The organism is Haloprofundus halophilus, assembly GCF_003439925.1.
GTDB lineage: Archaea > Halobacteriota > Halobacteria > Halobacteriales > Haloferacaceae > Haloprofundus > Haloprofundus halophilus.
Genome location: NZ_QQRR01000002.1, coordinates 853361 through 875238, shown reverse-complemented (window position 1 = coordinate 875238; position 21878 = coordinate 853361). Strand labels below are relative to the sequence as shown.

Genomic DNA, 21878 nt, shown 5'->3' with positions numbered 1-21878 from the left:
ATGAGCGTTGCGGCGGGGATTCGAACCCCGGAGGCATGACGCCACTGAGTTAGCAACCCAGCGCCTTGGGCCACTTGGCTACCGCAACCCTGTTTGTCGTATCGTCGCCCTTCCGGACTCGGGACTTCGCGCCCCTACAGTGACTGCACTCGGAGTAACCCGTGGACGGTACTTAAACGTCACGAAAGGGTCGGGAACGTGGGTTTCGGTGACACACCGCGTCGCGTGAACGCGGCGTCCGCCCGCCCGCCCGGACTCGCCGGCGTAATCGGGGGAGCGGACGACGGTCGGTCGTCTGACGAGCGAGTGCGGTGGTAGCTACCAACTCCCATTCTCGGGGGACCGCCCCATTAAACTGTCGCCTATACGTCTTACCGCCTCGGCCTGTAGTTTCGGGACCCGGAGGCCCGCCCGAGCGATGGACGCCCAACGTTCGAGCTCCGACCGCCGAACTGTTCCCTGACATGTTCGATTTCTGTGTGGACTATAGCTTCGGAGGCGGTCACAGACCATCTTTCGACCGAACCGTCGTGCCCGATTGGCAACTCCACAACTGGGTGGCGTTCTCACCCACGTTTGTTCGCTCGAACCGGACGATACTGTTCGATTTCGGCGCTGATTGGGGCGTGGGTACTTACGAAGGTAGTACCTGGATGGCAACATGCGAGATATCGAGGGTAGTGAGAACGGTGTAGGTCCCCCGACTAGTGTTCGAACCGACGATTCGCTCGTCGTGTACGCCGACTACGTCTGTCCGTTCAGTTATCTCGGCACTGAAGTTCTGTCCAACTATCTGACCGGCCGCGAGAACAGAGGGCTCCCGTCGCTCTCGGTGGAGTGGCGGCCGTTCGACCTCCGCGAACCGTATCGCGACTCCGACGGGACGCTCCGCCGGGAGGTGGACGTCGAGGAGTCGCTGGGCGCGCCGTGGTCGGCCGTCGAAGAGTTGGCGGGCCGCTACGGCGTCGAGATGAATCTCTCCTCGCCGAGATATCGAACCGTCGACTCGAAGAAAGCACAGCAGTTGGCCCTGTACGTTCAGGACGAGCACCCCGACCGCTTCGGGACCGTTCACCGGTGGCTGTTTTCGGCGTTGTGGCGCGACAGCGAGGATATCGGCGACGAAGAGACACTCGTCGACATCGCCGGTGCCGCCGGTATCGACCCGGCGTCGGTCCGGTCGGTGTTCGACGACTCGGCGCACCGACGACACCTCGAGGAAGCGCTCGAAGAGTCCGAACGCGAGAACGTCACCGGTATCCCCTCCTTCCTCTACCGGGGACGGACCGCCCAGGGTGCGGTCCCCGAGGAGTCGCTCCAGACGCTCGTCGAGAGTCAGTGAGGTGCAACGGGTTTACGGGCGGACGACTGGTTCTGTCGGCCGTATCGAAGACGGGAAACCGACGCAAAACTACCCGCGGAGCGCGTCGACGGGTCGCTGCCGCGACGCTTTCCACGCGGGGTAGAGACCGCCCAGCGCGCTGGCGGCGACGCCGAAGACGAACCCCGAGAGCGCGTAACGAAGTCCCTCGGCCGTAAACGCCAGCGGGTCGCCGAGCAGCGCATCGTTGATGACTAATCCCAACCCGAGACTGACGAGCACGCCGAGCAGTGCCCCGACGACGCCGAGCAGCGTCGCCTCGGTCAGCATGATGCGTAGCACGTCGCCTCGCTCGTAGCCGACGGCGCGGAGCACGCCGATCTCCTCGCGTCGCTCGATGGCGCTCATCAGCATCACGTTGGCGATGCTCACCCCGGCGACGACCAGCGAGATCGCACCCAACCCCACGAGAAAGAGGTTGACCTGCGCGAACGCCTGGTCGATCTGCTCGGAGACCTCGCCGCGCTCGAAGACGCTGACCTGCTGTTCGCGCCCGTTGAACGCGTCGCGGATGGCCATCGCCGACTCGTTCGCCGCCTCGACGTCGTCGGAGCGGACGACGACCTGTGCGTAGCCTTCGGAGTCGAAGGTAGCCCGCGGGAGAACCACTGCCTCGTTCGGACTGGCGACCGCCGCTTGGCCCTCGTCTTCGAGTACGGCGGCGACACGATACGTCTCGCCGTCGAGTTCGAGTTTGTTTCCGGGTTCGAGGCCGTAGCGGTCGGCGAGCGTCGCGCCGACGAGCGCCCCGCGTCGCCAGTTGCCCGGAATCGCCCCGTCGCGGACCGTGTACAACTCGTCGGGGTCGGCCACCCCGTACACCGTCACCGACCCGTCGGACCGTCCGACCGCGAGGTTCGCGTTGCGCTGTTTCATCGGGACGAGTTCGGCGTCGCCGGTCGCGCGCTCCATCTGGCGTAGGTCGGCGTCGGTGAGGTAGCCGTCGTCGTCGTCCTCGCCGGCGAACACTTGGAGGTCGCTGCCGATGGAGCCGAGCGTCTCGAACTGGGCGTCTTTGAACGCGACGCCCGCGATTCCCAGGGTTGCGATGGCGACGACGCCGATGACGATGGCGGCGATGGCCAGCGCCGAGCGCGTCCGCGCTCGCGTCAGATTCCGTCGCGCCATCAGGACGACCGGGAACCGCCGCCACAGCGACTCAAACATCTGAGAGCCTCCCGTCGACGAGTTCGACCGTCCGGTCGGCGAACTCGCTGACGTAGTCGTCGTGGGTGACGGTGACGACGGCGACGCCCTCGTCGGTGATGCGGTCGAACTCGTCGAGAATCTGGTCGCCGGTCTCCCTGTCGAGATTTCCGGTGGGTTCGTCGGCGAGGACGATAGCCGGGTCGTTGACGAGCGACCGGGCGATGGCGACGCGCTGTTTCTGCCCGCCGGAGAGTTCGTTCGGGTAGTGGTCGAGTCTGTCGCCGAGACCCACTCGTTCGAGGAGGTCCGTCGCTCGCGCGGCGGTCTCCTTCGGTTTACGGTCCAAGAGTCGGGGGACCTCGACGTTCTCCACGGCGGTGAGCGTCGGGATGAGGTAGAAACTCTGGAAAACGAATCCGATGACGCGCTTTCGCAGGCGCGTCGCGGCCGTCTCCGACAGCGTCGACACGTCGTTACCGTCGACCGTCACGGTGCCAGACGTAGGCACGTCGAGCAGTCCGAGAACGTTCAGGAGTGTCGACTTCCCGCTCCCGCTGGGCCCGACGATGGAGACGAACTCCCCGCGGTCGATGTGAAAGTCGATTCCCTTCAGCGCGCGGAGCGTCTCGGCACCCGTCCGATACTCTTTGACTACGTCGCTGCCGTCGATGACGCGCGCTGTCGCGTCCATCGCCGCGTCCCTCACGTCCACCGTCGCGCCCCTCGCGTCCACCGTCGTCCTCCCTTCGTCCGCCGCGTCCGTCGTCGAATCTGTGTTCATCGACGACTACTCCCGTCGTCGCCAGAGGACGGCTCCGACAACGACGGCGAGAACGACGACGAGGCCACCGAAGAGCGGCAGCGACGTTCCACTCCGGTTCGGTCGGTCGCTGTCGCCGGCCGTCTCCGGTTCGTAACTCACCGTCGTCGTCGTCTCTTGGGTCACGCCGTCGACGCTGTAGCGCACCCGCACCGGTATCTCAGTCCGGTTGTTCGTCAGCCGCGCGTCGAGGTCGAAGGAGACGAAGTCGCTCGACTCGACGGTGCCGACGAAGTACTCCGGTTGGGGCTGCGCGGGCGCGACGTTCTCCTCGTCCACGACGCTGACGACGACGCTGTCGACACGTTCGCCGCCGAGGTTAGCCGCACTGCCCGAGATAGAGACGCGGTCGCCGGTCGCTCCCGACTCGTCGGATTCGACGCTCACGCCGGTGAGGTCGATGCTGCCGGGGTTCTCCGGCGGACGGAAGTCGGCGTCGAACGTCTCGGCGCTGCGGCGACGTTCGCCGTCGGGGTCGGTGTAGGTGAGCACTGCGCGCATCGGCGTCTTCTCGCCGGTGTCGGCGGTGGCGGCGAAGGTGAACGTTCTCGTCTCGCCCGCTCCGAGCGTCGCGGCGACGCGGTCGGCCTCGCGGAACTCGATACTCTCGCTCGCGAGCGAGAGCTTGACCTGCCGAACGCTGTCGTTCAGTCCGTTGGCGACGGTGACGTTCATACGGCGTTCGGCACCGGTCACCGCCTCCTCGGTGCTCACTTCCAACTGCGGATGCGGCTGCTGGACAGTGATGTCGAGCGGGTGGACGATTCGCCGGGTGTCGCCGTCGAAGCCACGGAGTTCGGCGTGGACGTACAGCGTCTGCGCGCCCGTCTCGTTCAGTGTGACGTTCAGATTCGGACGGATTGTCTCACCGGGGTCGAGTCGGCCGAGCGAGGTGCGTTCGGCGTACTGCTTGCTCGACCGGGCGGCCGTCTTTCGCAGTCGAACGCTGTCGACGACGTACGATTCGTCGCTGTCGTCGGCGTTTCGGAGCGTCGGAGTGACGGCGAACTCGCTCTCTGGAACCGGTTGGTCGGTCGAACTGTCCACGGTGACGGAGACGAACGTCCCGTCTGCGGCCGCGGGGGCGGCCAGAAGCGGGCCCGCGAGAACGCTCGTCAGGAGGGCGACGGCGACGATAGTCGCCATCGAGTTGCTGCGGAGATTCACGATGTTGCAGTATTCTACACACAGACCTTAGCCGTTTCTATGCGGCTGACTGGTCACCGAAATTGAAATTAGCTATCGGAAGAAGAAGCGAACGGTAGCGCGTCGCCTCGGTCGTCCAGAGACGGAGAATCGGAAAACGGCGAGACCGGAAGCCGACCGTTCAGGCGGACAGATACTTCTCGTTGAGCACCCACTCGTCGCTCTCGTCGCGGACGAGATACTCGCCGTAGTACGGAACCCGGTTTGCGACGACCTCGCGGAACGTCTCGCGGATCTCGGGTTTCGTCATGTCGCCCATCGGTCGCAGGTCGTCGTTGCGGTTGAGACAGCCCTTCAGGTAGCCCTCGTGGGTGACGCGCACGCGGTGGCAGTTCGCACAGAAGTTCTCGTTGCCGACGGGGTCGACGATTTCGACCATCCCTCCCCCGACGAAGTAGCGCTTTCTGTCGTGCATCTCGCGGTGTTCGACTCGGTCGGAGATGTCGGCGAGCCAGTCGTGGACGCGCTGGATGTCGATGCTCCACTCGGGTTTCCCCGTCAGTTCGGGCATGTACTCGATGAGCTGGAGCTGGAGGCCGTCGTTCTCGGCGACGTGGTCGACCATCCCCTCGACGTAGCCGGCGGTGTGCTCGAACACGACCATGTTCAGTTTCACCGGGTCGAGACCGGCGTCGAGCGCGGCCTCGACGCCCTCCATCACGCGGTCGTACGCGCCGGATTTGGTGATATCGGCGAACGCCTGCGGGTCGAGCGCGTCCTGGGAGACGTTGACGCGTTCGAGTCCGGCCGCCTTCAGGTCCTCCGCGCGGCCGGGGAGGAACGTCCCGTTCGTCGTCAACGACGTCTCCATCGAGTCGGGCGTGCGCTCGATGATCTCTTCGAGGTCCTGTCGCAGCATCGGTTCGCCGCCGGTGAACTTCACCTTCCGGACGCCGAACTCCTCGACGACTTCGAGGAACCGAACCACGTCGTCGGCGCTCATCTCGTCGTCCTGGGGGTCCATCGGGCCGCGGGTGTCGCCCAACCCCTCGTTGTGGCAGTAGACGCAGTCGAAGTTACACCGGTCCGTGAGCGAGATGCGGACGCCGGTGACGTCCCTGCCGAAGTCGTCCGTGAGCATGTGTCGTGGTGTTCGTCCGAACGCGCTTAAATGAGCGGGAACGTTCGGCGCGGATGTAACTACATTCGGTTACTGCGCGGCCGCGGACGCTCGCCGCCCTCGGCCGCGGGGTAGTGTCGTCGCCGGTTGCAGAAGTCGGTGCTCACCGAATTACGTTTCGCGTTCGTACACCGTTACGTTTCGCGCTCGTACACCGTTACGTTTCGCGCTCGTACACCGCGTCTGCGACCGTGTCGCGGTGCCCCTCGTTCGGGCCGCCGGCGATAGTCAGGAGGCGCGCGTCGCGCAGGTACCGTTCGACCGACCGGTCCGTCGTGTACCCGACGCCGCCGTGGAGTTGGAGCGCGTCGTTCGTCACGTCGACGGCGGCCTCCGTGGCGTACACCTTCGCCATCCCGAACTCGCGAGTCGCGTCGCGGCCGCGGTCGGCGTAGTCCGCGGCCCGGAGCGTGAGCAGGCGCGCGGTGTCGACGCGGCGAGCCATCTCGGCGACGCGCCACCGGACGCCCTGGTAGTCACCGATTCGCCCGCCGAACTGCTCGCGCCCGCTCGTGTACGCGACGGCGTCTTCGAGCGCCGCGCGGGCCAGACCCACGGCGCGGGCGGGGACGTTGACGCCGGTCGTCGCGCTCCCGCGCTGGACGAGCGCCTCATCCACCTCGCCGATTCGTCGCTCGTCCGGGACCCGGACGTTCGAGAGCGCCACCTTCGGCGATTTCACGCTTCTCGCGCCGAGCGTCTCCCAGACGGTGTCGACCTCGAACTCGTCGGCAGGGACGAGAAACGCGGTGACGTTCCGGGGGGCGTTCTCGGGGGGGCCGGTTCGCGCGTAGGTCAGCACGACATCGGCGTCGTCGTAGTTCGTCACCCACCGCTTGTGGCCGTCGAGCACCCACTCGTCGCCCTCCCGCGTCGCCGTCGTCTCTATCCCTCGCTTGTCGCTGCCGGCGTTCTCCTCGCTGAGACCGAGCGCGCCGACGCGGTCGTAGCTCGCCATGTCGGGGAGCAGGCGGTCCTTCTGGGCGTCGGTCCCGAACCGTTCGACGATTTCGGCGACGCCGAGGTGCAGCGCGACTGCGCTCGCGACGGCCATCAGCCCGGCCGACAGCTCCTCGGTGACGAGCGCCAGTTCGACCATCCCCTCGCCGCGGCCGCCGTACGATTCGGAGACGGTCAGCCCCGCGTAGCCCCGCTCGCCGAGTTCGTCGAGAATCGAGGCGGGATACGCACCGTCCCGGTCGAGGTCGGCGGCCCGCGGAACGACGTTCGTTTCCACGAACTCCCGGGCGTCGTCTCTGAGTGCTCGCTGCTCGTTCGTGAGAGTGAATCGCATGGTTCACTGTGACGCAGAGTGAGTACTAGTAGCCCGCGGTGTGACGGACTTCTCGGTGCGTGGTGACGACTTCGACGACGCGACGACTTTCGATAGCGTGGTGACGGCCCCGGTAGCGCGATGGAGGTTTCTCGGCCGCCGCGGCCTGCCGCCGCTTACATAACCCTTATTCGAGCGACGGACCCACCATGAGGGCATGGACGAAGCCGACGTACGAGACCTCCTTCGGGAGGTCGAAGACCCCGACCTCGGCGAGGACATCGTCTCGCTCGGGTTGGTCAACGCCGTCGACGTCGACGACGGCGTCGCTCGCGTATCGCTCGCGCTCGGTGCGCCCTACGCCCCGAACGAGACGCACATCGCGACTCGCGTCCGCGAAGTGCTCTCGGAGGCGGGACTCGAAGCCGACCTCTCGGCGAAGACGCCCTCGTCGCTCTCGCAGAGCGAGCAGGTGCTTCCCGGCGTGAAGAACGTCATCGCCGTCGCCTCCGGTAAGGGCGGCGTCGGCAAATCGACCGTCGCGGTCAACCTCGCGGCCGGACTGTCGCAACTCGGCGCGCGCGTCGGCCTGTTCGACGCCGACGTCTACGGCCCGAACGTCCCGCGGATGGTCGCCGCCGACGACCACCCGCAGGCGACGGCCGAGGAGACCATCGTCCCGCCCGAGAAGTACGGGATGAAACTGATGTCGATGGCATTTCTCGTCGGCGACGACGACCCCGTCATCTGGCGCGGCCCGATGGTCCACAAGATTCTGACGCAGTTGGTCGAGGACGTCGAGTGGGGCGAGCTCGACTACCTCGTGCTCGACCTCCCCCCCGGAACCGGCGACACGCAGCTGACCATCCTGCAGACGCTCCCCCTCACCGGCGCGGTCATCGTCACGACGCCGCAGGACGTGGCGCTCGACGACGCCCGGAAGGGACTGCGGATGTTCGGCACCCACGACACGAGCGTCCTCGGTGTGGTCGAGAACATGTCGAGTTTCGTCTGCCCCGACTGCGGCAGCAGCCACGACATCTTCGGCTCCGGCGGCGGGAAAGCGCTCGCCGAGGAGACGGACCTCCCGTATCTCGGCGGGATTCCGCTCGACCCCGACGTGCGAACCGGCGGCGACGGCGGCGAACCCATCGTGCTGGAGGAAGACGACGAGACGGCCGACGCGTTCCGCGTGCTGACCGAGAACGTCGCCAACAACGTCGGCGTCGTCAACCGGATGAAGCTCCGGTCGCAGAAATGACGGAGGAGTCCGTGGACGCCGAGAACGCCGGAGACGACGAACCGGACTGGCAGATGGCTCCGGACTCCGACGCCGAGTTCCCCGCCGACGACGAGCGCGTTCGGGTGCTCCGCGAGGTCGCCGAGGACGTGTACGGCGACAGCTCCGAGAGTCGGCAGTTGTCGGCGATTCTCTACCGCGTGAGCGACCTCTACGACCCCGACGGCGACACCTCGCCCGAGGAGATCTACCTGAACGTCCGCCACATCATGAACATCAAAGAACAGGGCGGGCTGCGGCGGTAGTCGTCGACCGCTCGGCGGTCCCGCTTGACGCCCTCGCCCCCGCACCGTTTTATCTCGTCCTCACCAACACCCGCCGTGGACGCCCACCAGCACACGCTGGAGAACCCCTTCAGCATGGACGAGAACTGTACGAACTGTCCGGCGCTCTGCGAGACGCGCGAGAGCATCGTCCACGGCTACGGCGACGTGGGCGCGGAGTTCGTGTTCGTCGGCGAGATGCCGAGCGCGGGGGCCGACGAGGCGGGGATTCCCTTCGTCGGCGACGCGGCGGGCGAGCGACTCCAGTACGTGCTCGGCGAACTCGGCTTCTCGCGGTCGACGCCGGAGTCGACCGAGCCGGACCTCCAGAACGTCTTTCTGACGAATCTGACGCGCTGTCGCCACCCCGAACGCGGGCCGACGGACGTTGAGATAGAGACGTGCGAGCCGTATCTCAACGCCGAGATACGGATGATAAACCCCCAGATTATCGTCCCCGTCGGCCAGCGGGCGCTCGAAGCGCTGGCGTTCGACTACACCACCCGGCGCGTCGAGAGCTTCGACGTCGACGAGGAACACGCGACGACGATTCGCGGCCGCGGTTTCGAACTCGTGCCGATGGTCGAACTCGACAGACAGACCGACGAGCAGACCGAGGCGTTCGTCGAACACGTCACGGAGAACGTCTTCGGCCGCGACTACCGCCAGACGAAGGGTCGACGCGGCCGATAGCGCGGCCCGACCGCACGCTCCGATAGCGCGGCCCGACCGCACGCTCCGATAGCGCGGCCCGACCCGCGCGCTCCGACACCGCCGCCCGAGACTACCAGTACGGCGTCTCCGTCCTCCCCGCGCGTCGGACCGCAAACCGAACCGCCGCGGCGACGAACACCGCGACGAGGATTACCGTGACGACCGTCGCGGCGGTGAGTCCGGTTGCCAGAAACGTCAGCGCCGCGCCGAGGCCGACCGCCGCGACGCCGCCGACGGCGAGTCGTGTGACCTGTCCGAGGGGTTCCATACGGAACGCATCGGGAGTAGGGACAAAGAGCATTTCCTGTCACTCATCTATTTTGATACAATCGAATCAGTATCAACGAAAGATCGGACTCTGTTCAGCGAACGACGTTCACTAGTAAAATTGTCATTCACAACTCTAGGAAATAATCCATAAAGCATTTAAATTGGTACGCCGGCACAACTGACGGACATGGATGGACCGGGCAACTCGAAGGGAGATTCAACTGATGAACCGAGTCGGACGTCGAGCCCCGAGCGTTCGACCGATTCTGACTTCTCGGAGTCGAGTGCGTCGGTGGACGAGTTCGTCACCGCACGCCGCACGGAGGTCGCAAACGCAACGTACGACCCGGACGACCCGGACACGTTGACGTTCGCGGTCGCAAAAGCACTCGCACGGGCGAAGAACACCGAACCGCTCCAGCTACAGCCGCCGATCGGAAACGTCATCGACCTCGGGTTCGCGGAGGCGGTGTTGTCGAGTAACGCGACGCCGGAAGCGACGCCGATGCGCTACGTCGGGTTCACCTACGACGAGTACGAGGTCGTCGTCTTCAGCACCGGCGAAGTCGACGTCTACGAGCTCCCTCGACACCGATAACGGTTCGCGCTGCGACGGGCGCGCGCAGCCGCGAACTCTTGCTCTCGATTCGGCTTCCTCCCGATTCGACGCCGACCAGTGACGACGGTCGGCGACGATGCGGTCGCCGGACGCACCAGGTCCGGCGACGCACACCAGCGGGTTCAAGGCGCCGCCGCGACGAGGACTGCGTATGACCGTCGTCGCCGTGTTCGCCGACCCGCCGCGACCCGGACTCGTGCTCCCCGAGCTCGCCGAGACGAGCCCGCTCACCGAGGACGAAGCCGCGGAGTTCTACGCCGCGATGCTGAGAGACGCGTTTCTCGCCGCCGCCCGCTCTGGCGGCGAACTGCTCGTCAACTACCGCCCCGACGACCTGCTCCCCGACGAGTTCGTCACCGACGAACCGGCGGCCGCGGCGGTTCGCGCGCTCGCCGCCGACACGCTCGGCGACCTCTCGGACGTCCGCGTCGAAAAACAGGTCGGCTCGACGTTCGACGCCCGCGCGGGCAACACCGTCTCGCACCTCCTGAACGCCGAGGACGCGCGGTCCGTCGCCGTCGTCCGCGGGAACGCCCCGTTTCTGACCCGGACGCTCGTCGACTCGGCGGCGATGAAGCTCCGTACCACGCCCGTCGTGCTCGGCCCCTCGACGAACGGTCGGAGCTACTACGCGGCGTTCACGGAACCGATCGACTTCGCCGGGGCGTTCACCCACCCCGAGATAGAGACGCTCGCCGCGCACGGTCACGACGCGGGGCTCGACGTCGACTTCGTCCCGATGCAGCCGACCGTCGGGACGGGCGAGGACCTTCTCACCGTCCTGCCGATGCTGCACGCCCGACGCGAGGCGGGCCGCATCGTGCCCAAACACACCGCGGAGTTCGTCGCGGAACACGGGCTTCGAGTCGTCGCCGAGGACGGGGAACCGCGGGTCGTCCGTAACTGAGGACCGACAGGACTTAGAGGAGACCGCCGGTAGTACCGATGCTGGTGGGATGGCAGAGTGGACTATTGCGCCTGCCTTGAAAGCAGGTGGCCTTCGGCCTCCTGGGTTCGAATCCCAGTCCCACCGCTCCACCTTTTTCCGCCTCGGGTCGCGCTCCGCGCGACCACTCGGCGCAAAAATCTGTCTTCGCGAACGGAGTGAGCGAAGGCTCGTCAGAGCTTTGCTCTGACGGTGAACCAAAGAGGCCACTCTCTCGGCCTTTCGGCCTCGCTCGCGGTACGACAACTGGAAACGACCCGGATTCGAGCGGACGAGTCGCAGCGCGACCGAAGGGAGCGACCGTCTCGGCGAGTTCGAATCCCAGTCCCACCGCATTTTCGCGCGAACACTCAGAAAAACCACAACGAAGTTACAAACCGTCGGCCGACGACGAAATCGTATGTCACACGTACCCGAACGCCCGCGGGAGTTCGTCTGCGAGAACTGTCACCTCATCTACGTCGGTACGACTACCGGCGGCGAGGGTACCGACCGCCACTACGAACCGCCGACCGAGTGCGCCGCCTGCGGGTCGACGTCGTTCGTCGAACTCGACGCGTACCCGCACACGCAGTGACGGTCGACCGTATCCGCACACGCAGTGACGGTGGGCTGAGAAGGGTAACGGTTTTGCGACCACCGCCCAACTGCCGGGTATGGACTGGCCACACGACCCCGACGGCGAACAGGGCAGCGAAGGACGTCGCAAGTACGGCCACGCCGTCATCGCCAAGAAGATAGACGAAGAGGAGGATTTCCCGCTGAACCGCGACGAGTTCGTCTCCGAGTACGGCGACGACCCGATTCGTCTCGACTACGAACGCGTCGTCGCGCTCCGCGACATCTTCGAGCACGTCGACCAGGAGGAGTTCTCGGACTTCGTCGACTTCCACAAGGCGGTCGGTCGAGCCATGCGCGACAACGGATTCTGGTTCTACGAGGGCGCGGAGAACTTCACCCGCACCCGGTCGTGAGCTAAGGTTCGGACTCGCTCAGCGTCACCGCGTCCGACACCTCGCGGTCGAACGTCTCCCGCTCCCAGTCGCGCGCGACGTCCCCGGCGACCTCCGCGCGCACCTTCTCCTCTAGGAGGTTGACAGCGACGCTGTTTGCCCCCTCCGGGATGATGAGGTCGGCGTGCTTCTTCGTGGGTTCGATGAACTGCTCGTGCATCGGTTTGACCGTCGAGAGATACTGGTCGATGACGCCCTCCAGGTCCCGGCCGCGTTCGACTACGTCGCGGTCGATTCGTCGGAGAATGCGGACGTCGGCGTCCGTCTCGACGTACAGACGCAGGTCCATCATCTCGTTCACCTCCTCGTCGTACAGCGAGAGAATCCCTTCGAGGATGATGACGTCCGTCGGGTCGACGGTCACGCGTTCGTCCTTTCGGTCGTGGGCCTCGAAGTCGTACTGCGGCATCTCGACGGACTGGCCCTCCGTGAGCAAGCGTAGCTGTTCGCGCAACAGCCCCCACTCGAACGCCGAGGGGTGGTCGTAGTTGACCTCGGTCCGCGCCTCGAAGTCGAGGTGACCGAGGTCCTCGTAGTAGTTGTCGAGCGGGATTCGCGTCACCGACTCGCCGACGCTCTCGGTGATGAGCCGCGAGACGGTCGTCTTCCCCGCCCCCGTACCGCCCGCGATGCCGATGACGAACGAGGGGATAGTCATTACTCGGTAGGCGTGCGCCGAGCGGTTTGAACTTACTGTTTCCGCCGTTCGGCGCGAGGGACCGCGGAAGTTCGAATTCGCGGGCCAGAAAGATAGCACGCCCGGCGGATTAACTCTACTGGAGGTAGATTTTAGCCCGATTCGGGCGAACACTGTACCATGAACACCGATGTCACGGTACGCGATGCCATGGAGCGGGAGTTCGTCGGGGTGAGCGAGTCGGACTCGGTGCGGGCGGCCGCGGAGTTGATGTTCGAGGAGGACGCCGACTGCATCGTCGTCCTCCGAGGGAACGAACCGGTCGGTGTCGTCCCCTCGCGGACGGCGCTCGGCGTCGTGTTGGACGACGCCGACGACACGTCCGTCTCCGAGGTGATGGTCGACCCGGAGCCGACGGTCGAGTCGGAGACCGCGCTCGTCGTCGCCGAGGACCGGATGCGCTCGGAAGCGACGCCGTGGGCGCTCGTCGTCGACGAGGGCGAACTCGTCGGCCTGCTCACCGAACGCGACGTGTTGATGGCGGCGACGCTGACTCAAGAGGAGATGCGAACGGAGGGACAGGAGCGGACTCCCGCGGATCACCCCGAGTTCGGCGACGCCGACGGCCCGCCGAACGCCGAGACCAACGGCGGCATCGACTCGGAGACGTACTCCTCGCAGAGCATCTGTGAAGTGTGCGGGTCGCTGGCACGAACGCTCTCGAACGTCAACGGGCAACTCGTCTGTTCGGACTGCCGAGACGTGTAGCGGAGGAACCGCTCTCCGTCGTTCGTACAGGAACCGCGGGACTGCGGCATGGCGCGCGGCGGGAAATGTCAGCTAAGAAGGCGTAACTTTATAAATTGTCCTTACCATGCGGTAACATGGCACGTGGTATCCAACGACGCAACTTCCTGAAAGCGGTCGGCGTATCCGGCGCGGTCGGCCTCGCCGGCTGTGTACAAGGCCCCGGTGACGACGGCGGAAACGGCGGTGACGGGGGTAACGGCGGCGGTGGTGGCAACGGTAGCGGCGGTGGCGGCGGCGACAACGGGGGCGGAGACGGTCCCGACTCTCTCGTCGTCATCGGCTACCCCGAGAGCGGCATCCAACTGTTCCGCGATTACTACAGCGCCAGCGACGGGGGCGAATCGATTCTCGTCCCCGACGGGTTGCAGGACGGAAATATGCCCGGTCAGGTCGGCAACGATATGGCGAACGTCACCGGCACCGCGCCGGCGGCGGGTGGGCCGAACCAGGACGCGTTCAACCAACTGTTCCAGGACGAGTACGACGCCGCTCCCAGCGTCTTCACCTCTCAGTCGTACGACTCGGTGGCGCTTCTCATCCTCGCGAACGTCGCCGCCGGCGAGAACAGCGGTCCGGCGATTCGCGACCAGCTCCGCCGCATCGCCAACCCCGGCGGCGAGGAGTTCGGACCGCAGAACTTCGTCGAAGCCGTCGAGGCGGCGGCCAACGGCGACGACATCAACTACCAGGGTGCGTCGAGTTCGACGAACTTCAACGAGAAGGGCGACCCCGCGTCCGCGGCGTACGCCATCTGGGAGTTCGCCGGTCAGAGTTCTCAGGAGACGCCGACGATCGAGACGCAGTCGTTCGAGGGCGACAACCCCGACGGCGCGGGCGACTCCGCCGACAGCGGACCCGGCGGCCTCGGGCGCGAGGTGTCGGTCGGCATCCTCCTCCCGGAGACGGGCGACCTCGCGTCGGTCGGTCAGCCGATGATTCGCGCGGCGCGACTCCCCGTGATGCAGGTCAACGACGCGAACGTCGACCTCACGGTTAACGCGCAGATCGAAGACTCGCAGACCTCGCCGGACGCCGGCGTCTCGGCGGCGAACTCGCTCGTCAGCGCGGGCGTCCCCGCGGTGTGCGGGTCGGCGTCCTCGGGCGTCAACGTCCCCGTCTCCCAGGAGGCGTTCATCCCGAACGAGGTCGTCGGCTGCTCGCCGTCGAGTACGGCGCTGTCGGTTTCGAACCTCGACGACAACGACTTCATCTTCCGGACCGCACCCTCGGACTTCCTGCAGGGCCGCGTGATGGCGCAGGTCGCCTCCGAGCGCCTCGACGCCGAATCCGCGGCGACGCTGTACGTCAACAACGACTACGGCCAACAGCTCTCCGAGCGCTTCGCCGAAGTGTTCGAGAGCGAGTTCGACGGCACGGTGACGAACCAGGTGTCGTTCAACATCGGCGAGTCGTCGTACTCGTCGGTCATCGACGCGGCGCTCAGTAGCTGAGCCCGACGACAGGTTCGACTCCGATTTTATTCGCCCGACGACGCGCTTCCAGTGTCGACGATTCGCCGCTGATACTTCTCGAGCGACTCGCGGAGCGCGTCGCCCGCGTCGATGTCGAGCGACTCGGCGACCGTCAGAAGCGAAAAGAGCGCGTCGCCGAGTTCGTCGCTCTCCACGTCGAGTTCCTCGGGCGACGCGCCCCACTGCGAGGATTTCGTCGCGTCGGCGGCGAGTTCGCCGACTTCGGACGTCAGGTCGAGCAGTTGGTACGCCGGGTCGGCGTGCATCTCGTACTCGTCGAGAAACGCGGCGACCTGCTGTTGCTCGGGCATCGAACGGTGGTTCTCTCGCATGGAGTCTACACGTTCACGCGTCGAAAAAAGCCGTTTCGGAGTGTCCTCGTCTCGGTGACGACAAGGGGTTGAGGCGACCGACTACCCGCCGAGGAAGTCCCGTCTGACCTCGTCGTCGTTCAACAGCGCCTCTCCGGTGTCCATGTAGCGGTTCCGTCCGTTGACGAGGACGTAGCCGCGGTCGCAGCGTCTGAGCGCCTCCTTCGCGTTCTGTTCGACCATCAGGATAGCCGTCCCGGCCTCGTTTATCTCGTCGATCTTGTCGAACATCTCGTCGACGAGGTCCGGCGCGAGTCCGGCGCTCGGTTCGTCGAGGAGGAGCAGGTCTGGGTCGAGCATCAGCGCGCGGCCCATCGCCAGCATCTGCTGCTGACCGCCGCTCATCGTTCCGGCCTTCTGCTCGCGTCGCTCTCGGAGGATGGGGAACCGCTCGTACACCATGTCGAGCGAGTTCTGTGGGACGTCGTCGAGGATGTACGCGCCCATCTCGAGGTTCTCTTGGACGGTGAGCGCCCCGAACACGTTGTCGTTCTGCGGGACGTAGCCCAAGCCGAGTCGAATGATGTCCTCGGGGTTCGCACCCGTGATGTCGGTGTCGTCGAAGCTGACGGTGCCGCCCATGTGGGTCGTCAGCCCGAAGACGGATTTCATCACCGTCGACTTTCCCGCGCCGTTGGGGCCGACGATGGTGACGTACTCGCCGTCTTCGACGTTCAGGTCGACGTCGGTGAGAATCTGTAAGTCGCCGTAGCCGGCGTCGAGGTCGCGCACCTTGAGGAGCGTCATACGGTCCCCCCGAGGTAGGCCTCGACGACCTGTTCGTTCTGCTTGATGTCGGCCGGTGTCCCTTCGGTGAGCACCTTCCCCTGGTGCATGACGATGACGTGCTCGCAGTTCTCCATGATGAGGTCCATGTCGTGTTCGACCAACAGGAACGTGTAGCCCTGTTCGCGCAACTCGTGGACGTGTTCGAGTAGACGGTGTTCCAGCGAGGGGTTGACGCCCGCGAACGGTTCGTCCAGCAGGAGCATGTCGGGGTCGGTCAGCAGCGCGCGCGCCATCTCCAGCAGTTTTCGCTGGCCGCCCGAGAGGTTGCCCGCGTACTCCTCGGCGAGGTGGTCTATCTCGAAGAAGTCGAGCATCTCCCACGCCCTGTCGAGCAACTCTCCCTCCTGTTCGACCACGTCGTTGCGGACGCCCGGAGTCACCGACCGCCACAGCGCCTCGCCGCGCTGGTGCTTCGGCGCGAGCATCATGTTCTCCAGTACCGTCATCTCGGAGAGCTCTCGGGCGATCTGGAACGTTCGGACCAATCCTCGGTCGGCGACGCGGTGCGGCGGCAGTCCGGTGATCTCCTCGCCGTTGAAGACGACGCGTCCCCGGTCGGGCGTGTACATCCCGGTGATGAGGTTGAACGTCGTCGACTTCCCCGCGCCGTTCGGACCGATGAGGCCGGTGAGCGTCCCGCGTTCGACCTCGAAACTCGCGTCGTCGACGGCGACGATGCCCCCGAACGTCTTGCGGAGGTTCTCGACGCGTAGCGGGTACTCGGCAGGGTCCGTCGACGTCGGGTCGTCGACCGCCTCCGTCGGTTGCTGTGCGGCCGTCGACTGCGTCGTCTCAGTCGTCTTCGTGGTCTCGCTCATCTCGTCGGTCTCCGCCTCGTTCGTCGATTCGTTCGGTACCGCCTCGTTCGTCGATTCGTTCGGTACCGCCTCGTTCGTCGATTCGTTCGGTCCGGTCGTCTCACTCATCGCGCTCACCTCCGTCCGCGGCCGTCGCCGGCGTCGACGACCGCGTCGGCCGCGAGAGGTCGATACTCGCGGCGATCTCCTTACGGTGGCCGAGCAACCCTTCGGGCCGGTTGTGCATCAGCCAGATGAGCACGAGGCCCATGATGACCAACTGGAGCTGTCGGATGCTGTCGAGGGTGTACCAGACGAACGGGAGCACGTCGAACGACTGGAAGATGGGTGCCACCGCCGGGCCGAAACTGTTCGGCGCGTTCGTCTGCGGGAGCACCGCCTCCAGCACGTTCTTGAGGTACAGCGGTCCCTGGTACAGAACGCCCGCGAAGATAGCACCGCCGAGGACGCTGCCCGTGTTCGACCCCGCGCCGCCGATGATGAGCGCGATCCAGACGAAGAAGGTGATGCGCGGGCGGAAGAAGTTCGGCGTCACCGCGCCCTGTCCGGCCAACCAGAGGATGCCGGCGAGACCCATGAGCGCACAGCCGAGCATGAACGATTTCACCTTGAACTGGTTGGTGTTCTTGCCGAGCGCGTTCGCCACGTCCTCGTCCTCTCGAATCGCCTTCAGCACGCGGCCGAACGGCGACTCGCCGGTCCGCTTCAGGAGCCAGTAGTAGCCCGCGACGAACAGCAGCAACACGCCGCCGTAGACGAGATTGTCGACGATGGGTTTCGGGTTGTTCAGGTTCAGTGGCCCGAACGTACCGAACGCCCGCACGACGCCGAGGTAGGCGTCCCAGAGCCCGAATGTCCGGAAGAACGCCTCCAGCGGCGCGGTGTAGTCGAGGATGAGCCCCGAACCGCCGCCGAAGCCGACCGGGTTGCCGAACAGTTCGAAGCGCTGGAACTCGCTGGAGAGAAACGAGAAACGGACGATTTCGGACATCGCGATGGTGACGATGGCGAGGTAGTCCGCCCGCAACCGTAACGCCGGTAACGCGACGACGAACCCGAACACCGCCGCCGCGAGCATCCCGGCCAGAACGCCGACCCACAGCGGGAGTCCGAGTCCGCCGACCTGCGCGGCCCCGCCCGGGGTGTACACCGGCTTCGAGACGAGCGCCATCACGTAGATACCAACGGCCATGAAACCGACGACGCCGATGTTGAACAGACCGGTGTACCCCCAGTGGAGGTTCAGCGCCAGCGCCAACAGCGCGAAGACGCCGATGTAGAACGTCAGCGCGGCGATCGAGTTCAGCTGTCCGCGGAGCTGGTAGCCGAGGACGACGCCGCTGAGGATGTACGCGAGATAGATGCCGCCGAGGACGAGCAGAATCAGTCCCGCGTCGCCGTCGCGGAGCCTCCCGAGTACGTCGTCGACGCGACTCTTCGTCGCGCCCTCGTTCTCGCCGTCGGCGCTCATGCCGTCGTCCTCCCGGCGAAGATGCCCTGCGGGCGCACCAACAGGATGAGAATCATCACGGCGAACGCGGCCGCGCGGGCGAACGCCGACGGAATCCAGATGACGGCCATCGACGCGGTGAGGCCGATGACGATGCCGCCGGCGATAGCGCCGTACACCGAGCCGATGCCGCCGAGGATGACCGCCGCGAAGATGAGAAGCAGGAGCAGCCACCCGTCGTCGAAGGCGAGCGTCCCCTTCCAGAGCACGAAGATGTAGCCCGCGACGCCGGTGAGCGCGCCGCCGATGATCCACGTCCAGCGGACGACGTGTTCGGTCGGGATGCCCGTGATGCGGGCGAGGTCACCGTTGTCAGACATCGCTCGCATCGCCTTGCCGAGTTTGCTGCGCTGGAGGAGCAGGTGAACGCCGACCATCAGGCCGCCGGCGACGACGAGGAGCGTCATGTCGTGGTAGTTGACGCGGACCCACCCGTCGACGACGTAGAACGAGTACGCCGGCGGCTGCGAGGTCGTCCCTCGAACGTCGGAGCCGAAGACGAACTGCATGAGGTAGCGAAGCGCGAAGGCGACGCCGATGCTCGCGATGAGCAGCGTGATACCGTCCTCGTCGCGGAGCGGTTTGAACACGGTTCGGTCGACGAACAGCGAGAGCAGAACCCCGCCGACGCCGGCGACGACGACGCCGAGGACGACCGCCAGCGGCGTCGTCGAGATACCGACGCCGAGCGCGCCGCCGAACACCGACCCGCCCGCCCCGACGAGCAACAGCGACCCGACGTCGGCGCGGCCGAGACCGGCGACGAGGTACGTCGTCGCCCACCCCGAGAACGCGCCGGCGGAGATGTAATCGCCGTGCGAGAAGTTCGCGAAGTTCAGGATGCTGTACGTCATCGACAGGCCGACGCCCGCGAGACCGATGACGAGTCCGCGCATCAGCCCGTCCCACATCAGTGCGCCGAGCTCGTAGATTCGCAACTCTCCGCTCGCCAACTGCGCGACGAGCACCCACAGAAGATACAACACGAGAACGACCCCCGCCGCGGCGCCGACCGTGTGCGTCAGCGGCCGTCTGTCGACGAACCGACGGCTCCGGGAGTAGGTTTCACCAATACCCATTGTTAACTATCACCATGATGTGTGCGGACGTGGAACACTTATAAGTATTTCTTCATTCCGACGCCGGAAGGCGCTCACGGATGCCGATTGCAGAAAACTCTATGGTGTGTGATACTGAAAATATATTATCGAGTCGAACAGAGACGGTTTCGCACGTCGGGACGGAGACGAGGCCACGTGAGCGTCCAGATAGAACCTCCCGAGATGACCGAGGCGGGCCGTATCGCGGATCTCTGGGTGGCGCTCGCGGACGGACAGCGCGAGTTCGGGTCGCACCTCCGCGCCGAGGAGAACCGCGAGCAGATCTACGACGCCATCACGCGCCACATCATCGTCGGTGGTTTGCTCGTCGCTCGCGACTCCGACATCGTCGGTTTCGTCATGTTCGAACCGGAGGTCGACGGCTACGAACAGGACATCTCCCGCGGCACGATTCAGAACGTCTACGTCGACCCCGAGTACCGCAACGACGGCGTGGGAAGCGCCCTGTTGGATGCCGCCGAGAGCGCGCTCGCCGGCGCCGGCGCGGACGTGATCCGACTCGAAGCGATGGCCGGCAACGACGCCGCCCGCAGACTGTACGAACGCCGCGGCTACCGCCTCCACCGCGTCGAGCTGGAGAAGCGTGTCGAAAACGATAATAACGACCCGGCGGACCGATAACTGACGGCGCGCCAGGAGAGCATGGGCGGTTCATGCACTCGACTTGTAATCGAGACTTCGTGGGTTCGAATCCCACTCCTGGCTCTTCTGTCCGACCGTAACGAGGACGCACGAGCGAGACGGTGGGATTCGAATCAGGGAGTGACGCGAGCACCGTGAGCGGAACGACCGCGGTTCAAATCCCACTCCTGGCTCTCCCTTTTCGGAGCGCAGCGAGGACAGTTCACAGCAGAACGCCGGTGCAGAGATGACACTCGGTGTCGCCATCGGCGTTGCGATGGACCAGTCGGCTATCGGTACCGCGCTCGAATCGTCTTCGGCGTCGCGTTCGCCGCGACCCGGTCGGAGCGGTTGTCGACCATTAGCGGGCGGTGTGGCCGCGTCTATCGCCGACACGCGGCCGCGGAGAACCGCTCCCGACGACTCCAGGTGCGGGTCCGCACCCCCCGATTCGCTCAAAAGGGTTATGAGTGGGTAGCGACTCAGACTAGATGCAATGGCGAAAGGTACGGTCGACTTTTTCAACGACACCGGCGGTTACGGATTCATCGAGACTGAAGACGCGGACGAAGACGTTTTCTTCCACATGGAAGACGTCGGCGGCCCGGACCTCGAAGAGGGACAGGAAGTGGAGTTCGACATCGAGCAGGCCCCGAAAGGCCCGCGCGCGACGAACGTCACCCGACTGTAATCTCGAAGCCGCGGCAGCATCGATTCTCGACCACCGTTTTCATTTTTGACGACGACTCCGGAGCGCCTCGCTTCGAGCGACACCGGTCACCGCCCGTCGAAACCGGCTACTTAACCGCGCGGCCGTGCTCGATTAGCTATGACCCCCGACGAACTCCGTCAGCGATGGGCCGAGCGTTCCGGCGAGTTCTCCCCGGACTACTACGCCCACTACGGTCCCGACGAGACCAGCGAGGCGATTCGTCGACACATCGAGCGCACCGCCGACTCCGAGCCGGAGCCGTCGATTCTGGAGCTCGGCTGTAGCTCGGGTCGACATCTCGCGCACCTGCACGACAACGGGTACCGAAACCTCCACGGCATCGATGTCAACGAGGAGGCGATGACGGTGATGCGACAGGCGTACCCCGAGCTCGCCGCCGCGGGAACGTTCTACATCGACGCCATCGAGAGCGTCGTCTCGGCGTTCGACGACGACGCGTTCGACGTCGTCTACTCGGTGGAGACGCTCCAGCACATCCACCCCGACAACGAGTGGGTGTTCGACGAACTCGCGCGCGTCGCGGCCGACTGCCTCCTCACCGTCGAGATCGAAGGCGACGCGGACGCGGAGACGCCCGAGGTGAACTACGTCGACGACGCGGTTCCGCTGTACCACCGCCGCTGGAGCCGGATCTTCTCCGCCCGCGGATTCACCGAAACGGCGTCGGAACGGCTCGACAACGACACGCTTCGACTGTTCCGGCGCTCAGCCGACGTCCGATAACCCGGACTACGCCGATGGCGGGCGCTCTGCGCCGACGACGGTTTCGAGAAGGTGTGTCAGGTGTCGCGGTGCGCCCGCGACTCTTTGTCGAGCAGTACAGTACTGCTGAGTGATACGTGGGCGAAGCAACGTTATATACCTACGTCAGACGGACGCACGACACTCGTGCGCTGTTCGCTCGCCGTCGGTTCGGCGAGAC

25 protein-coding genes and 3 tRNA genes are annotated in these 21878 nt (G+C 65.6%); 15 read left to right on the top strand and 13 right to left on the bottom strand.

The features are described from left to right. Nucleotides 1-5: 5 nt before the first annotated feature. Nucleotides 6-88: transfer RNA gene (locus DV709_RS14150), tRNA-Ser, on the bottom strand. Between the two features lie 573 nt (nt 89-661). Here DV709_RS14150 and DV709_RS14145 point away from each other — a divergent pair. Beyond that, the gene (locus DV709_RS14145) at nt 662-1342 is read left to right on the top strand and encodes a DsbA family oxidoreductase (protein WP_117595048.1); all 681 of its coding nucleotides are present in this window, start codon (nt 662-664) and stop codon (nt 1340-1342) included. A 69-nt stretch (nt 1343-1411) separates the two neighbouring features. On the opposite strand, the gene DV709_RS14140 is transcribed toward DV709_RS14145, so the two are convergent. The 5 genes from DV709_RS14140 to DV709_RS14120 all read right to left on the bottom strand — a co-directional run bounded on the left by DV709_RS14140 (nt 1412) and on the right by DV709_RS14120 (nt 6970). Beyond that, entirely contained in the window at nt 1412-2548 is a 1137-nt protein-coding gene (locus DV709_RS14140) for an ABC transporter permease (RefSeq protein ID WP_117595047.1), read from the bottom strand. Continuing rightward, nucleotides 2541-3221 (bottom strand): ABC transporter ATP-binding protein, encoded by a 681-nt coding sequence (locus tag DV709_RS14135; protein WP_117595334.1) that lies wholly within the window; start codon nt 3219-3221, stop codon nt 2541-2543. Before DV709_RS14135 ends, DV709_RS14140 begins: the two co-directional genes overlap by 8 nt. A 96-nt stretch (nt 3222-3317) precedes the next feature. Continuing rightward, nucleotides 3318-4517: a hypothetical protein gene (locus tag DV709_RS14130; RefSeq protein WP_137047514.1), complete on the bottom strand. Its 1200-nt coding sequence runs from the start codon at nt 4515-4517 to the stop codon at nt 3318-3320. 160 nt (nt 4518-4677) lie between these two features. Next, nucleotides 4678-5637, bottom strand: a complete 960-nt coding sequence (gene moaA / locus DV709_RS14125) for a GTP 3',8-cyclase MoaA (protein ID WP_117595045.1) — start codon at nt 5635-5637, stop codon at nt 4678-4680. Nucleotides 5638-5833: 196 nt separating this feature from the next. Beyond that, nucleotides 5834-6970, bottom strand: a complete 1137-nt coding sequence (locus tag DV709_RS14120) for an acyl-CoA dehydrogenase family protein (protein WP_117595044.1) — start codon at nt 6968-6970, stop codon at nt 5834-5836. A gap of 196 nt (nt 6971-7166) precedes the next feature. Here DV709_RS14120 and DV709_RS14115 point away from each other — a divergent pair, with 196 nt between their 5' ends. The 3 genes from DV709_RS14115 to DV709_RS14105 all read left to right on the top strand — a co-directional run bounded on the left by DV709_RS14115 (nt 7167) and on the right by DV709_RS14105 (nt 9205). Beyond that, nucleotides 7167-8210: an Mrp/NBP35 family ATP-binding protein gene (locus tag DV709_RS14115; protein WP_117595043.1), complete on the top strand. Its 1044-nt coding sequence runs from the start codon at nt 7167-7169 to the stop codon at nt 8208-8210. Next, a complete protein-coding gene (locus DV709_RS14110) occupies nt 8207-8494 on the top strand; it encodes a hypothetical protein (protein WP_117595042.1) in 288 nt (95 codons plus the stop codon). Before DV709_RS14115 ends, DV709_RS14110 begins: the two co-directional genes overlap by 4 nt. 75 nt (nt 8495-8569) lie before the next feature. Further along, entirely contained in the window at nt 8570-9205 is a 636-nt protein-coding gene (locus DV709_RS14105) for a uracil-DNA glycosylase (RefSeq protein ID WP_117595041.1), read from the top strand. Nucleotides 9206-9296: 91 nt separating this feature from the next. Here the strand turns inward: DV709_RS14105 and DV709_RS14100 are convergent, their stop codons facing one another. Next, on the bottom strand, nt 9297-9494 hold the full coding sequence (locus tag DV709_RS14100) for a hypothetical protein (protein WP_117595040.1): 198 nt from the start codon (nt 9492-9494) through the stop codon (nt 9297-9299). A 189-nt stretch (nt 9495-9683) separates the two neighbouring features. Here DV709_RS14100 and DV709_RS14095 point away from each other — a divergent pair, with 189 nt between their 5' ends. The 5 genes from DV709_RS14095 (at nt 9684) to DV709_RS14080 (ending at nt 12035) form a co-directional block, all read left to right on the top strand. Continuing rightward, a complete protein-coding gene (locus DV709_RS14095; protein ID WP_137047509.1) occupies nt 9684-10094 on the top strand; it encodes a HalOD1 output domain-containing protein in 411 nt (136 codons plus the stop codon). Nucleotides 10095-10266: 172 nt separating this feature from the next. Then, on the top strand, nt 10267-11022 hold the full coding sequence (locus tag DV709_RS14090) for a DUF2064 domain-containing protein (RefSeq protein WP_117595038.1): 756 nt from the start codon (nt 10267-10269) through the stop codon (nt 11020-11022). 43 nt (nt 11023-11065) lie between these two features. Beyond that, nucleotides 11066-11148: transfer RNA gene (locus tag DV709_RS14085), tRNA-Ser, on the top strand. Between the two features lie 313 nt (nt 11149-11461). Beyond that, nucleotides 11462-11638, top strand: a complete 177-nt coding sequence (locus DV709_RS18085; RefSeq protein ID WP_168191207.1) for a hypothetical protein — start codon at nt 11462-11464, stop codon at nt 11636-11638. A 79-nt stretch (nt 11639-11717) separates the two neighbouring features. After that, nucleotides 11718-12035, top strand: a complete 318-nt coding sequence (locus DV709_RS14080) for a DUF5785 family protein (RefSeq protein WP_117595037.1) — start codon at nt 11718-11720, stop codon at nt 12033-12035. A gap of 1 nt (nt 12036) precedes the next feature. Here DV709_RS14080 and udk read toward each other — a convergent pair whose 3' ends face one another. Next, nucleotides 12037-12732, bottom strand: coding sequence for a uridine kinase (gene udk, locus DV709_RS14075; protein ID WP_117595036.1), 696 nt, complete (start codon nt 12730-12732; stop codon nt 12037-12039). A 159-nt stretch (nt 12733-12891) separates the two neighbouring features. On the opposite strand from udk, the gene DV709_RS14070 reads away from it, so the two are divergent. Beyond that, nucleotides 12892-13479, top strand: a complete 588-nt coding sequence (locus tag DV709_RS14070; protein ID WP_117595035.1) for a CBS domain-containing protein — start codon at nt 12892-12894, stop codon at nt 13477-13479. A 116-nt stretch (nt 13480-13595) separates the two neighbouring features. Then, the gene (locus tag DV709_RS14065; protein WP_117595034.1) at nt 13596-14972 is read left to right on the top strand and encodes an ABC transporter substrate-binding protein; all 1377 of its coding nucleotides are present in this window, start codon (nt 13596-13598) and stop codon (nt 14970-14972) included. Nucleotides 14973-14998: 26 nt separating this feature from the next. Here the strand turns inward: DV709_RS14065 and DV709_RS14060 are convergent, their stop codons facing one another. From DV709_RS14060 to DV709_RS14040, 5 genes are all read right to left on the bottom strand, one after another. Next, nucleotides 14999-15304, bottom strand: a complete 306-nt coding sequence (locus DV709_RS14060; protein WP_117595333.1) for a MazG nucleotide pyrophosphohydrolase domain-containing protein — start codon at nt 15302-15304, stop codon at nt 14999-15001. A 102-nt stretch (nt 15305-15406) separates the two neighbouring features. Next, complete coding sequence (locus DV709_RS14055; RefSeq protein ID WP_117595033.1) at nt 15407-16111, bottom strand: ABC transporter ATP-binding protein; 705 nt, start codon at nt 16109-16111, stop codon at nt 15407-15409. Next, nucleotides 16108-16971, bottom strand: a complete 864-nt coding sequence (locus tag DV709_RS14050; RefSeq protein WP_117595332.1) for an ABC transporter ATP-binding protein — start codon at nt 16969-16971, stop codon at nt 16108-16110. The genes DV709_RS14055 and DV709_RS14050 overlap by 4 nt, the downstream gene beginning before the upstream one ends. A gap of 100 nt (nt 16972-17071) precedes the next feature. Continuing rightward, nucleotides 17072-18442: a branched-chain amino acid ABC transporter permease gene (locus DV709_RS14045; RefSeq protein ID WP_117595032.1), complete on the bottom strand. Its 1371-nt coding sequence runs from the start codon at nt 18440-18442 to the stop codon at nt 17072-17074. Beyond that, nucleotides 18439-19377 (bottom strand): branched-chain amino acid ABC transporter permease, encoded by a 939-nt coding sequence (locus DV709_RS14040; RefSeq protein WP_174786391.1) that lies wholly within the window; start codon nt 19375-19377, stop codon nt 18439-18441. Before DV709_RS14040 ends, DV709_RS14045 begins: the two co-directional genes overlap by 4 nt. Before the next feature lie 360 nt (nt 19378-19737). Between DV709_RS14040 and DV709_RS14035 the strand changes: the two genes are divergently transcribed. The 4 genes from DV709_RS14035 (at nt 19738) to DV709_RS14020 (ending at nt 21679) form a co-directional block, all read left to right on the top strand. Beyond that, nucleotides 19738-20223, top strand: a complete 486-nt coding sequence (locus DV709_RS14035) for a GNAT family N-acetyltransferase (protein ID WP_332871838.1) — start codon at nt 19738-19740, stop codon at nt 20221-20223. Between the two features lie 10 nt (nt 20224-20233). After that, a tRNA-Thr gene (locus DV709_RS14030) sits at nt 20234-20307 on the top strand. Between the two features lie 412 nt (nt 20308-20719). Further along, entirely contained in the window at nt 20720-20914 is a 195-nt protein-coding gene (locus DV709_RS14025) for a cold-shock protein (RefSeq protein ID WP_058582868.1), read from the top strand. A gap of 138 nt (nt 20915-21052) precedes the next feature. After that, complete coding sequence (locus DV709_RS14020; protein ID WP_117595030.1) at nt 21053-21679, top strand: class I SAM-dependent methyltransferase; 627 nt, start codon at nt 21053-21055, stop codon at nt 21677-21679. The last annotated feature ends 199 nt before the right edge of the window (nt 21680-21878 follow it).